Genomic DNA, 13,758 nt, shown 5'->3' on the forward strand with positions numbered 1-13,758 from the left:
GGGAACAAAAATTTATATTGTGTATACTTTAAGAGCTCCCCTTTCAGGGGGTCGCGGGGCATCGTTTTCCATCAAAAGCTCCCCCTTCAGGGGGCCGGGGGGCTAAACGCATTCCAGCCCTGTGCTTTTAATGGATGCACATTATTGCTTTTGGTGATCAAATTACAACCGGCACCTGGTTCTGTGATGTATCCGATAATGGTAAAATCCATTTTAAATTTGATCTTATCGTACTCCGCCTGTTTTACGGTGAAGAGTAACTCATAATCTTCGCCGCCGCTTAGGGCACAAATCGTTGGATCAAGTCCGAATTCACGGGCAGTTTCATAGGTCATCGGATCGATAGGGATCTTCTCTTCGTATAAATTACAACCCTTATTGCTTTGCTTGCAGATGTGCAGCATCTCCGAAGCGAGGCCGTCTGATACATCTATCATCGCTGTTGGCTTTACACCGAGCTCTTTCAGCAGATCTATAATATCTTTACGGGCCTCCGGTTTTAACTGGCGCTCAACAATATAGTCCTTTCCTTCCAGGTCTGGCTGAATGTTAGGATTTTCCAGGTAAACCAATTTCTCCCGCTCAAGAAGCTGCAGCCCGGTGTAAGCACCCCCCAAATCTCCGGATACACAAATAAGGTCGCCCTCTTCGGCCGTATTGCGGTATACCACATCATTTTCATCCGCATAACCTAATACCGTAACGCTAATCACCAGGCCCTGTTTAGAAGCCGTTGTATCACCGCCAACCAAATCAACATTGTAGTTGCCGCAGGCCAGGTAAATACCCTCGTATAATTCCTCTATCGCTTCCAGCGGGAATTTGCTGCTCATGCCGAGTGAAACCGTTACCTGGCTTGCTGTACCGTTCATGGCATAAATATCGCTCAGGTTCACCTGGATAGCTTTATAACCCAAATGCTTTAATGGCGTGTATGCCAAATCAAAATGGATGCCTTCCAAAAGCATATCGGTGGATACCAGCACTTTTTTACCGGCATAATCCAGCACGGCAGCATCATCACCCACACCCTTTACCGTGCTTTTTTGGGTTAGGTTAATATTTTTTGTCAAGTGACTGATCAGGCCAAACTCACCTAACTCTTCTAAATTGGTTTTCTCTTCGTTTTCAAACATATTATTTTCCGATTACACCGATTGGATAAGACTACACTGATTGCTTGTAAAAAAAGATGAGATCATCTGCAACCGGTGTAATACGCCAGGCCAAAATTACCAATAATAAATTAATCAAATACCAGGTCCGCAACGCTGTAAAATATATCTCACATAAAACTAATTAACACATAGTTAATACAGAAGAGTTAGTTTTGCTTTTTTAAAAATATTTACATGAAAATCAGAAATTTACTTATTTACCTCGGTTCAGCAATGTTATTTTTAGCAGGTTGCGCCAAAGAGTACACAGCCGGCATCAACATTAACCCTGCCCTACCAGTTGAGGTGGTTGTACCAAAACCTTATACCATTATTGAAGGATTTGAGACAGGTACTAAAGGCGATTACAAACAAAGTGACGTACAGTTAAATACCGGCTTATGGACATTTAGTGACGCTCTTATAGGCAATTTACCTGCCGATCTTAAAAACGGTACAAAATCTGTCCGCTTACGCGCAGGCAATCTGACTATGAAATTTGATGTTGCCGGCGTGCAGCAGATCAGCATTACTCACGGTAAATATGGCAACGATGCCAATCAAACCTGGCAGCTGCTAATGTCGGTAGATAGCGGTAAAACTTTTACGCAATTGGGGAATGATATTTTAGAAACCAATACTACTTTAGTTACCGATTCTTTCAAAGTAACCACCACCAAAAGAGTGCGTTTCCAGATAAAAAAAGTTGGTACTGCTACCACCAGAACTAATATTGATGATATTACCTTCCAGGGACTCGGTGATGCCGGCATTATTGTAGGGGGTAGTACCGATAACAGCGGTGCGGATACGACGACAACCACAAGCCCAGAAACAGCCGAAAGAGATGTAACCGCGGGTGCTGATGCGCAGCCAAGCAATGGCGACAATAGTAATCTCTTGTTTGGTAACCCTTCGGGCGCACAACCTTCTGTTGTTATGCTGAACGATTACCTGATCGATCAAAAATACTACGTAGAATCATATAGTGCAAACCGTGGTGAACCAAATTGGGTTAGCTGGCATTTAGATGCTACCAATATTACCAATGCATCTCCGCGTTTAGACAATTTTGCAGGTTTTATTGGGCTGGATGCCAGCTTTTACCATGTAGAAAGCAACAGCTACCAAAATTCAGGTTTTGACAGGGGCCACAACTGCCCCTCGGCTGATCGTACAAGTTCGGCGAATGCCAATTCAGCTACATTTTTAATGACGAATATGATACCGCAGGCACCGAATAATAACCAGCAAACCTGGGCCAATATGGAAAATTATTTGCGCGGAGAGGTAGTTGCAGGTAACGAGGTTTACATTATCATGGGTGCTTACGGCCAGGGTGGTACCGGTTCAAAGGGTGTAGCCAATACCATTAATAACGGGCGCGTTACCGTACCTGCAAACGTTTGGAAAATTGCAGTCATCGTTCCAACAGGAGATAGCGATCTAAGCCGGGTTTCTACGGGTACCAGGGTAATTGCAGTTAACACGCCTAATAATAATGTGATTAACAGCGATTGGAAACAATACCGCGTAACCGTGCGTGACATTGAAAAAGCCACGGGTTATAATTTATTAAGCAGCTTACCGCAATCAGTACAGGATGTAGTAGAGATAAAGAAAGATAACTTGTAATAAATGAGGCTATCATTGGTAAAATGATAGCCTCATTTATTATATTAGCGTTATGAAAACTAAAATATTATACCTAAACCTTGCATTGCTTTTTGTTGGATATTTTGGCTACGGTCAAAAAGTTCCCGCAGTAGCATCTTTAAAATTTGATCAGATTTACATTGTATCAAACAATCATTTTATTAAATTAAGTGACCTCAAAAATTCAAACATTACTAAATTTTTAGGTAGTCCCGAAAAAATAAAAAACGAAAAGTGGGAAACAAATGATTCCAAAAACAACAAGACCTATGTATATAAACTTGGCGAATTGGTTTTAGAAGATAACCAGCTTTCTTTTATCGAGATAAATAAAAAGGGTTGGGCATTTGCGTTCAAAAATGGAAAATCACTTAGTGCCCCAATCACTATCGGTAGTAGTAAAGTTGAATTGGAAAAACTATTCCCTCTTTCATCTAAAAATGGAAAGAATGGTTTACAGGTCATTATCAAGACGAATACGGGTAAAATAACCGAATCAAGTCTTATATTTAAGTACGCCGGAAACGCTATATCATCTATGGAGTTGTTTACAGATGAATCTTAAATATAAAAAATAGCTATAAAAAGAGGTACCGTTTTTTAATAATTGATACCTCTTTTTTTTGGTTCCTACTATAATCCTAAATTTGCCGAGATCTCCAGCATCCGCTCGATTGGCTTCACAGCGCGTTCGATGATATGCATTGGCACCTCAATTTCCGGCATCTCATTTTTCATACACAGATATAATTTTTCCAGTGTGTTGCGCTTCATATGCGGGCAATCATTACAGGCACAGGAATTATTCGGTGGCGCCGGGAAAAATTTCTTGTTAGGATTTTCCTTCTCCATTTGGTGGATAATCCCCGCCTCGGTTGCCACAATAAATTCCATTTCGGGGCTATTCGTCGCATATTTTAATATTCCTGTGGTAGAGCCTATGTAATCCGCCATTTGCAAAATCACCTCCTCACATTCCGGGTGCGCTAAGATCTTTGCATTTGGGTAGCGTTCCTTCAGTTTGGTTATTTTCTCCCGGCTGAAGATCTCATGCACCATACAGGCTCCATTCCACAGTACCAGGTCTCTGCCTGTTTTCTTGGCAACCCATGCACCAAGGTTTTTATCCGGCCCAAAAATGATCTTTTGATCTTTTGGCAAGCTCTCCACAATTTGCACGGCATTGCTGCTGGTACAAACAATATCGCTCAAAGCCTTCAATTCTGCGGTACAATTCACATAGGTGATCACCAAATGATCAGGGTAATTTTCCTTAAACTTTTTAAATAAATGCGGCGGGCAGCTATCGGCTAATGAGCAGCCCGCTTTCAGATCCGGTAACAGAACTTTCTTGTTTGGCGATAAAATCTTGGCGGTTTCAGCCATGAAATGCACACCGGCGAAAACAATAATATCCGCATCGGTTTTAGCAGCTTGCTGAGAAAGCCCAAGGCTATCGCCAATATAATCGGCAACATCCTGAATATCTCCTTCCTGGTAATAATGGGCCAGCACAACTGCATTTTTTTCCTTTTTAAATTTTTCTATTTCGGCAAACAGGTCAAGCGACGGGTTGATGTATTCGTCGGCAAATCCTTTCACTTTTATTTCTTCGAAGGTATCCATTCCACAAATCAATTAATAATAACTTCTTTTTATATATAAAATAAAACTATTGTTATTAAGGTGTTAGTAATGTTAAAAGATTGAGATGAGTTTTAGTAAAAAAGTTGTTTTTACAATTTTACTAACATTTATAAACATCCTTTTATTTTTTATTTTATTGATCTTAAGCATAATCCAACAAACAACTTTTTGTTTCCAAACTTTAATGTTAATATTTACTTGCTCAATAAAATGTTAGTTTCGTTGTTAAATCGTCTTACAAATCGCTCAAAAGTATTGTAAAAATTGGTAAAAATCCGAGTTGTTAACTATCTCATCTATTTCCTACTTTTTACTTACACAAAATTAACACGTTTTATACTGCTTATTAACATTGCTACTAATTTTACACAACATATAGATAAAACATGACCAGAACTGTGGATTTCCTGGTGGTAGGTTCGGGCATTGCCGGCCTAAGTTTTGCACTGAAGGCTGCAAAACACGGTAAGGTACTGATAGTTACCAAAGCCAACGAAGACGAAAGCAATACTAAATACGCCCAGGGAGGCGTGGCGGTGGTTGTGGATAAAAAAGAAGATTCCTTTGAAAAGCACATTAATGATACCCTAATTGCCGGTGATGGGTTGTGTGACCTTGAAGTTGTGGAGGCTGTTGTTAAAGAGGGACCGGAGCGCATCCGCGAGATTATTGACTACGGAACCAATTTCGACAAGACGAACGAAGGGATATATGACCTGGCAAAAGAGGGGGGTCACTCCGAATTTAGGGTATTGCATTACAAGGATATCACCGGTTTTGAGATAGAAAGATCATTGCTGGAAGAGATCCACCGTGAACCCAATATTGAGATACTAACCCATTACTTTGCGGTTGATTTGATTACCCAGCACCATTTAGGGCAGCTGGTTAAAAAATCATCGGAAGATATTGCCTGCTATGGCATTTATGCTTTTAATACCGAGAATAACCAGGTAGAAAAGATTTTATCTAAAGTTACGGTAATGGCATCCGGTGGTGCAGGTCATATTTATTCAGTTACCACAAACCCTACTATCGCCACTGGCGACGGTGTGGCAATGGTTTACCGTGCTAAAGGAAAAGTTAGGAATATGGAGTTTATTCAGTTCCATCCCACCGCTTTATACAATCCGGGTGAATATCCTTCCTTTTTGATCTCAGAGGCGGTACGTGGTTTCGGTGGCATACTTAAACGCACTAATGGCGAAGAGTTTATGCAGGAATATGACGAGCGTAAATCGCTTGCGCCACGTGATATTGTTGCGAGGGCAATTGATGCGGAAATTAAGAAGTCTGGTGAGGATTATGTTTACCTAGATATCCGCCATCGTAAGAAGAAGGATATTTTAGAGCATTTCCCTAATATATATGCCAAGTGTTTGGATATGGGGATAGATATGACCAGGGATATGATCCCGGTAGCGCCTGCCTGCCATTATATGTGTGGCGGTGTATTGGTTGATCATAGCGGCCGATCATCTATCAAGCAGCTGTATGCCTGCGGTGAATGTTCTTCAACAGGTTTACATGGGGCCAACCGGTTAGCTTCTAATTCTTTATTAGAAGCATTAGTGTTTGCACACCGCATCTATCAGGATGCAGTAGTTGAATTTGCCCAATTTGAGATTCCGGATAATATACCCGATTGGAATGAGCATGGTGTAAAACTTTCAAATGAAGATATCCTGGTTACCCATAACATCCGCGAAATGCAAAAGCTGATGAATGATTATGTGGGTATTGTTCGGTCCGACTTTAGGCTGGAGCGTGCCATGCGCAGACTACGGTTATTATATGAAGAAACGGAGGAGTTTTATAAGCAAACCAAAGTATCTGTAAAACTTTGCGAGTTAAGGAATCTGATCCAGGTAAGTTATTTGGTGGTAAAATCAGCCACTGCCAGGCACGAAAGCAGGGGACTGCATTACACTACGGACTACCCGGAACATGCGGATATTTTGGAGGATACAGTTTTATAGCATGGTGGAACGTCTGCACCCGTCATTGCGGGGATAAAGTGGGCTTTGAAGTTTTTGAGCGGAAAACGGGATTCGAACCCGCGGCCTTCAGTTTGGGAAACTGACGCTCTACCGACTGAGCTATTCCCGCTAAATTTGTGTTCAAACATAATGAATATTTTAATCACTAAGTCAGTCATTCAGCAAATCATTAATTTATTACTATGGCATTAATACTTCCTGTTAAAGACAAAAGTCCTATGTGGGGCAGCGATTGCTTTATTGCTGACAATGCTACTATTGTTGGCGATGTGGTGATGGGGGATAACTGCTCTGTCTGGTTCAATGCAGTGATCAGGGGAGATGTGCATTACATTAAAATAGGCAATAATACCAATATCCAGGATGGGGCAGTTATTCATGCTACTTATTTGAAGGCGCCTACCCATATTGGTGATAATGTATCTGTTGGCCATAACGCTATTGTGCATGGCTGTACAGTACACAATAATGTTTTAATAGGAATGGGCGCCATTGTAATGGATGATGCTGTAGTGAACGAATATGTGATCATTGGGGCAGGCTCCGTAGTGCTTGAAAAAACTATTTGTGAGTCCGGTTATTTATATGCCGGTACGCCTGCTAAAAAAATGAAGCCTCTTACTGGTGAGCAAAAGACTTTATTAAATAAATTACCACAGAATTATATCCTTTATTCGGGTTGGTTTATGGAGTAGTCTCCTTTGGAATCTCCAGCAGTTCTTCTGCCTCCCAATTAGCCCTTAGGGTGATATCTTTTGGGCTAACCCATATATTCTCCGGTTGTTGCCTTAATTTTACGTTACCGCTGTCTAAACGGCCGTTGTGATTGGCGTCATAAATAACCCGCACATTATATTTACCGGTAATATAATTTTTGTAGGTAAGTGTCGTGTTTTTAGAAACCACATCACTTCGTAACACGGTTTTATCCTCTCCTAATAACTCTACTACATAGGTTTTGTCGGCGTCTGCAGGGAGCACAACTTTGAGGGTTAACTGACTGTAGTTTTCGGGTTTATCACCTGTAAACTGACGCGTGCTCCGCTTATTTTTTTCGCCGTATAGATCCGTAAAAGCTCCTTCGTTTAAAAGCAGCTGGTATTTGCTATTCGCCCTCCAGCGGTATTTTAGCAGGTAAGTTTTTAATGCCGAACTATCTTTTACAATGGTAAAATTGCTCATGGTCACCGAGTCTTCGGTCAGCACCATTTTTGACTGATCGAAGCTGGTAATTGGAAAATTTGCAGTTATGGTGAGGTCGGTATTTGGTTTTAACCGGTTATCCTTATTGATGTTGTATGCAAAAGTTAGGTTATGTGAAAATGTTTCTGATTTGCCTTTTCTGAGGAAAGTAGTATCTAATGCTTTGTTATTCTCATAAAAAGCAACGCTAACGGAATCATAGTCCATGTTACGGATAAATAGAAACGCACTGTCGCGGGTTTTGTTAATGTCGAAAGCTTTTTGACTATCAAAGGCAGCGGGGTACAGTATTTTAACAGATGGCTTTTCTACCGGTCTGTTAAATACAAATGACAATTTGCCGTCGGGCGTAAATTTCTTTTCTGCTATCCTGAATTTTTCAGGCACCTGTTTAAATAATTTTAGTACGACATTAGAAGAATCTTTGTTTACAACAATTGGTTTGGCACTGAAGGCTATTAATTCCGCGTCGTTATTAAAAATCTTGTCTGGGCTTTGCTCTTTTAAAGCATAGATGCGATAGGTATCTTCACGCAGGTTGTTTAAAGAGAAATTTCCGGCAGAATCTGTTGTAGCAAAAATGCTTGGTTTCTTTTTGCCAAACAGCAATGAATCCTGCTTTATTGGGAAAAGGAATACCGTTGCATCTTTCTCTTTTAAATTTGTTGTGGAGTTGATCACGTTACCGGAGATGCTGAGTGAATCTATATGCGGACCGGTTGAAAAAACGTAGGTGAAGTTTTTCATGATGTTCCCCTCGTTTACGTCTACAATGGCTTTACCAAAATTGACAACGTAAGTTGTGTTTTTTTGGAGCGTATCTTTAAAATCGATGATTAAACTTTTTGCGGTGACTTTGTACTCTGGTTGTTTTTCCTGAGCAGGGGCGAGGCTGATCTCCTGGTATTGGTTGCTAAGTTTAAAATACTCATCAAAATCCAGCCGGATTTGTTTTGCTCTAAAATTTCTCGTCTGATCTTCCGGCGTCGCTTTCAATAATTTGGGTGGCGTAAGATCTCGTGGCCCACCCTGAGGCTTTTGCTGGGCAGCGCAGCCACAAATGATCAAAACGACGGTGAGATAGAACGACAACTTATAAAAAAAAGCCGGTTTTGGTTTTAACATAGTTTTTTTGGCCTTTAAGCAACTTTAATGTTTTGATGAACGCTGATATAAAAAGTTAGAAATAATGCTTTAAAACAGATATTTTGTAAATAATTGATTTATAGTTACTTAGCGGTTATCTGGATACATGAACCATTAAAACCGATACATCTGATGGTGAAACGCCCGAAATCCGGGATGCCTGCCCTAATGTTCTTGGTTTAATCTTTCTTAATTTTTCGCGTGCTTCTTTCGATAATGAAACCAGTGTGCTATAATCAAATTCCGGATTGATCTCTCTATCCTCCATTTTTTTCATACGCTCAACAATTTCCATTTCCTTGATAAAGTAACTCTCGTATTTAATTTTTATTTCAGCCTGTTCTATAGTTTCTTTATCATAGCCTGCCAGCTTATCCTTTAGTGCCGGATCTATGCTTAGCAGATCTTTAAATCCTAATTGGGGCCGGGTAAGTAAATTAAATATACGTGCACTTTGATTTATCGGGCTGGTTCCCAATTCTTCTAACAGGTTATTTACAGCGGTTGGGTCAATGCTCTTAGCCCGGGTAAAGGCTACAATGTCATCAGAGTTTTTAATTTTCGCATTTACCTTAGCTAATCTTTCATCGCTGATTAAACCCAGATCATGGCCCAACGGGCTCAGCCGTATGTCAGCATTGTCTTGTCTGAGTAACAATCTGTGTTCGGCGCGGGAGGTAAACATTCGGTACGGTTCTTCCGTACCTTTGGTCACCAGGTCATCTATCAGTACGCCTATATAAGATTCTGATCGTTTCAGGATCAATTCATGTTGATCATTAATTTTTTGATGCGCGTTGATCCCTGCAATAAACCCTTGCGATGCTGCTTCTTCATAACCTGTGGTACCATTGATCTGTCCGGCAAAATACAGATTGCTGATTAGTTTAGTTTCCAGGGTTAATCCCAACTGGGTAGGTGGGAAGTAATCGTATTCTATTGCATAACCGGGACGAAACATCTTTGCTGTTTCGAAACCAGGAATTTGGGTAAGTGCTTTGTACTGCACATCTTCCGGCAATGAGGTAGAGAATCCGTTTACATAGATCTCGCAAGTGTTCCAACCTTCGGGTTCTACAAAGATTTGATGTCGGTCACGTTCGGCAAACCGGTTTATTTTATCTTCTATAGAAGGACAGTATCTCGGTCCTAAGCCTTTGATTCTGCCGGTAAACATTGGAGATCTTTCGAAACCTTCTTTAAGCGTTTCGTGCACTTTAGTATTAGTGTAGGTTATCCAGCAACAACGCTGGTCTTTCGCTAATGCCACATCGGTGTAAGAAAAGCGTCCGCGCTCTTCATCCCCCCATTGCTCTTCCATCAAGGAATAGTTTAAGCTCCTGCCGTCAACTCGAGGTGGGGTGCCAGTTTTCATTCTTCCGGAATCAAAGCCTAAAGTAATTAATTGCTCTGTAAGGCCTGTTGCAGACTTTTCTCCTGAACGACCTCCGCCAAATTTCTTCTCGCCAATATGGATTACACCATTTAGAAACGTACCATTGGTCAGTACGACGGCATCTGCTTCAATTTCTACACCTATGGAGGTTTTAACACCGGCAATACTATTTCCCTTTATTAACAGAGAGGTTACGGTATCCTGCCAAAAGTCGACATTCGGTGTTTTCTCTAAAGCGATTCGCCATTCTTCAGCAAACCTAGCCCGGTCACTTTGGGCTCTTGGGCTCCACATCGCGGGACCCTTCGACAGATTGAGCATTCTGAATTGAAGGGATGTTTTATCTGTGATAATGCCAGAGTATCCGCCCAGTGAATCAATCTCTCTTACAATTTGCCCTTTGGCTACTCCGCCCATTGCAGGATTACAACTCATTTGAGCAATTGTGCCCATATTCATCGTAATTAACAAAACAGAAGAACCCAAGTTTGCAGCGGCTGCTGCAGCTTCACAACCTGCATGTCCTGCGCCAACTACAATTACATTATATTTCTTAAACATATAACCTCCATGTTCCACGTGGAACATTGTTTACTCATTATTGAAATGTTCCACGTGGAACTTATATTTCTATTTAACCAATGTTCCACGTGGAACAATGAAAGAATAAAGTGCAAAAGCCGCCCATATGCTTTCTAATACAATAAAAGGATAGAAGCCGATCAGGTACGATGAGAACGCACATAAACCAGCTCCAATAAAGTTCATTCCACTGTACCATCTGCTGTGGGAAGGCAGTCTTTTATATAAATTTAACAAAAACGCTATTAACAATATTATGACGCCAATAGACGCGATTGCATCGGAAAGATTCATATTATGCTTCCTTTAACTCGGATAATTCAATCCAGCGCAAACTTTTTGCATCTAACTGTTTGTTTAAGTACACGATCTTATCAGTTAGCTGCTGCAATTTCTTAGGATCGATGTTTATGGTATTTAACTCCTCGGTGGTTGATTTCAAGTTATTTTCAATATCAGCTATTTCTTTTTCCAACCCCTCATATTCTTTTTCTTCTTTAAAGCTCAGTTTGGCCTTTTTTGGAGCCTCAATTTGTACAGAAGGGGTAGGCATTGGTTTTTTATTTTGCTGTTTGCTTTCTTCCAACTCAATTCTATAGGAGGAGTAATTGCCATTATAGATTTTGACACTTCCGCCCACTTCCATAATGAAAAGCTGCTCAGCCATTTTATCCAACAGATATCTATCGTGCGATACGATCATTAAAATGCCGGGGTACGTCAACAGAAATTCCTCCAAAACGTTGAGCGTATCGATGTCCAAATCATTTGTAGGCTCATCCAGGATAAGGAAATTTGGATTCTTCATCAGGATGCTCATCAGATGGAGTCTTTTCTTTTCACCACCACTTAGCTTTGCAATCATTCCGTATTGCTTTGCAGGTGGAAATAAGAATAAGGTGAGCAGGGCAGAAGCAGAGATCATCTTACCATCCGCCATAGTAATAAACTCTGCGACGTTTTTAACGACGTCAATTACGCGCTCGTCATCTTTAAATGTTAAACCTGCCTGGTTGAAATAACCCATAACGGTTGTTTCACCTTTTATGATTTGCCCGCTATCTGGCTGCAAGTTGTCAGTGATCAGGTTGAGCAGGGTTGATTTACCACTTCCATTTTTACCCGCGAGGCCAATGCGATCACCTTTTTTAAAGATGTAGCTGAAATCGTTTACGTAAGTATTCCCGTTGAACCCTTTTGTAACGTTTTCCATCTCCATGATCTTGTTACCCTGGCGCGCTATTTTTACGCTTAGTTCAACATCAAGTTTTGGACCGTTGTTTTTGGTTTTAGCCTCCAGGTCATAGAACGAATCAATTCTTGATTTAGATTTTGTTCCACGTGCTTTAGGTTGACGGCGCATCCACTCCAGCTCTTTCTTTAGCAAATTTGAGTTTTTTGCAAATGTTGCTTCGTCAGAAGCCTCACGTTCTGCTTTCTTTTCAAGGTAATAACCGTAATTCCCAAAATAGGGGATGATCTTACCTTTATCAATTTCAAGGATCTCGTTGCAAACGTTATCCAGGAAGTAGCGGTCGTGCGTTACCATTAATATGGTTTTGCTCCCCTCCGTCAATAATTTCTCCAACCACTCTATCGTGTCTATATCCAGGTGATTGGTAGGCTCATCTAAAATGTATATTTCGGGGTCTTCAATTAGCAGCTTAGCCAATGCCAGGCGTTTCTTTTGCCCGCCCGAAAGTGTGTTGATATGCTGATTAAGATGATGAATATCCAGTCGGCCCAGAATGGTCTTGATCTTATACTCATATTCCCAGGCATCAATCTCGCTCATCTCCTCCATCACTTTATCCATCTCTTTCATATTCTCCGGATCGTTCTCTAACAGCTCCTCGTAACGTCGGATCAATTGCTGCTGGATATTATCAGCATGGAAAATGTAATCACTGATGGTAACCGCATTTTTGAAATAGGGATCCTGCTCCAGATATCCTACATTCAGATCGCGGCTTTGCGCCACTTTGCCTTCTGTAGGTTTTAATGAACCTGACAGAATTTTCAATAGCGTTGATTTACCTGCGCCGTTGATACCCACTAGGGCAACCCTGCGGCCGCGGTTAATGCCAATGGTCAGGTTTTTAAACAGCCAGTTATCATGAAAAGAGTGGCCCAAATTTTCGGCCGAGATGTATGTACTCACTAAGTATGTATTATATTGTCGTATGTATGTATAAATATGCCTGACTCTCCGTTAAGAGAATTTTTGTACATGGCATGGGCAACGCTATCGGCAGGAATGCTTCTGAATTTTCGCCATCCACCTAATAGCAGCGGATTGATCACTTTAAAAATTCCTACAAATACGGTCTCTAATGAACGTTGCTCTTTTCGATCGCCATATAACATGGACGGCTGATAGATATGCAAAGTTTGCAAGCCAACCTTTTGCAGGTCTTCTTCCAACTCGCCTTTTAGCTTAAGGTAAAAGGTAGAGGAAGTTTTGTTTGCGCCGATAGCCGAAACCAAATGGCAATGTTTAACGCCGTTCTTTTTGGCAAATTGCGCCAATTGGAGCGGATAGTCATGATCAATTTTCCTGTATCGCGCTGCATCGGGGGTTTTACTTTTAGTTGTGCCCAGGCAACAAAATAAAGCGTGACCAGTTATCGCATCGCTATGCTTATCCAGGTTATCAAAATCAACCACCAATTGAACCAGCTTTTTGTGCTGTAAAGGCAACTCTTTGCGCACCAACACCAAAACCTCGTCATACTCTGCATGGTTGAGCAACATGGTCAGTAAGCTACTGCCAATAAGCCCGCTTGCGCCTACTACTATTGCCTTATATGCCATTGATGGTCAGTTTAAAACGCAAAAATACGCATAAAATAAATAGTGGATAATTAGAAATTGTTAGTTTACCGTTTAACTACAGAGTAAATAGGTATGGTAGCTTAGGTATAAACTTACGCGGATTTACTGTTTCATTCTCAGGTTAGCCAAAACTCTT

Annotated in this window: 10 protein-coding genes and 1 tRNA gene; 4 read left to right on the forward strand and 7 right to left on the reverse strand. The window is 41.0% G+C overall.

What is annotated here, in order from left to right:
* Positions 1 to 86: 86 nt before the first annotated feature.
* Positions 87 to 1,136 carry a thiamine-phosphate kinase gene (locus A0256_05725; GenBank protein AMR30961.1) on the reverse strand — a complete coding sequence of 350 codons (1,050 nt, stop codon included), beginning with the start codon at positions 1,134 to 1,136 and terminating at the stop codon, positions 87 to 89.
* A 255-nt stretch (positions 1,137 to 1,391) separates the two neighbouring features.
* Between A0256_05725 and A0256_05730 the strand changes: the two genes are divergently transcribed.
* The gene (locus A0256_05730) at positions 1,392 to 2,792 is read left to right on the forward strand and encodes an endonuclease (protein AMR34441.1); all 1,401 of its coding nucleotides are present in this window, start codon (positions 1,392 to 1,394) and stop codon (positions 2,790 to 2,792) included.
* A gap of 52 nt (positions 2,793 to 2,844) precedes the next feature.
* Positions 2,845 to 3,378 carry a hypothetical protein gene (locus A0256_05735; GenBank protein AMR30962.1) on the forward strand — a complete coding sequence of 178 codons (534 nt, stop codon included), beginning with the start codon at positions 2,845 to 2,847 and terminating at the stop codon, positions 3,376 to 3,378.
* 68 nt (positions 3,379 to 3,446) lie between these two features.
* On the opposite strand, the gene A0256_05740 is transcribed toward A0256_05735, so the two are convergent.
* Positions 3,447 to 4,439, reverse strand: coding sequence for a quinolinate synthetase (locus A0256_05740; protein ID AMR30963.1), 993 nt, complete (start codon positions 4,437 to 4,439; stop codon positions 3,447 to 3,449).
* 407 nt (positions 4,440 to 4,846) lie between these two features.
* On the opposite strand from A0256_05740, the gene A0256_05745 reads away from it, so the two are divergent.
* Positions 4,847 to 6,439: an L-aspartate oxidase gene (locus tag A0256_05745; GenBank protein ID AMR30964.1), complete on the forward strand. Its 1,593-nt coding sequence runs from the start codon at positions 4,847 to 4,849 to the stop codon at positions 6,437 to 6,439.
* A 54-nt stretch (positions 6,440 to 6,493) separates the two neighbouring features.
* Here A0256_05745 and A0256_05750 read toward each other — a convergent pair.
* Positions 6,494 to 6,569 (reverse strand) — tRNA-Gly (locus tag A0256_05750).
* 73 nt (positions 6,570 to 6,642) lie between these two features.
* Here A0256_05750 and A0256_05755 point away from each other — a divergent pair.
* Positions 6,643 to 7,155: a gamma carbonic anhydrase family protein gene (locus tag A0256_05755; GenBank protein ID AMR30965.1), complete on the forward strand. Its 513-nt coding sequence runs from the start codon at positions 6,643 to 6,645 to the stop codon at positions 7,153 to 7,155.
* On the opposite strand, the gene A0256_05760 is transcribed toward A0256_05755, so the two are convergent.
* From A0256_05760 to A0256_05775, 4 genes are all read right to left on the reverse strand, one after another.
* Positions 7,145 to 8,788: a hypothetical protein gene (locus A0256_05760; GenBank protein ID AMR30966.1), complete on the reverse strand. Its 1,644-nt coding sequence runs from the start codon at positions 8,786 to 8,788 to the stop codon at positions 7,145 to 7,147. The two genes, A0256_05755 and A0256_05760, sit on opposite strands and share 11 nt — an antisense overlap.
* A gap of 115 nt (positions 8,789 to 8,903) precedes the next feature.
* Positions 8,904 to 10,766, reverse strand: coding sequence for a tRNA uridine(34) 5-carboxymethylaminomethyl synthesis enzyme MnmG (locus tag A0256_05765; GenBank protein ID AMR34442.1), 1,863 nt, complete (start codon positions 10,764 to 10,766; stop codon positions 8,904 to 8,906).
* A 316-nt stretch (positions 10,767 to 11,082) separates the two neighbouring features.
* Positions 11,083 to 12,948, reverse strand: a complete 1,866-nt coding sequence (locus A0256_05770; GenBank protein ID AMR30967.1) for an ABC transporter — start codon at positions 12,946 to 12,948, stop codon at positions 11,083 to 11,085.
* On the reverse strand, positions 12,948 to 13,601 hold the full coding sequence (locus A0256_05775; protein ID AMR30968.1) for a nucleoside-diphosphate sugar epimerase: 654 nt from the start codon (positions 13,599 to 13,601) through the stop codon (positions 12,948 to 12,950). The genes A0256_05770 and A0256_05775 overlap by 1 nt, the downstream gene beginning before the upstream one ends.
* Positions 13,602 to 13,758: the final 157 nt, after the last annotated feature.

It is taken from the genome of Mucilaginibacter sp. PAMC 26640 (genome assembly GCA_001596135.1).
In the GTDB taxonomy this organism is placed as follows: Bacteria; Bacteroidota; Bacteroidia; order Sphingobacteriales; family Sphingobacteriaceae; genus Mucilaginibacter.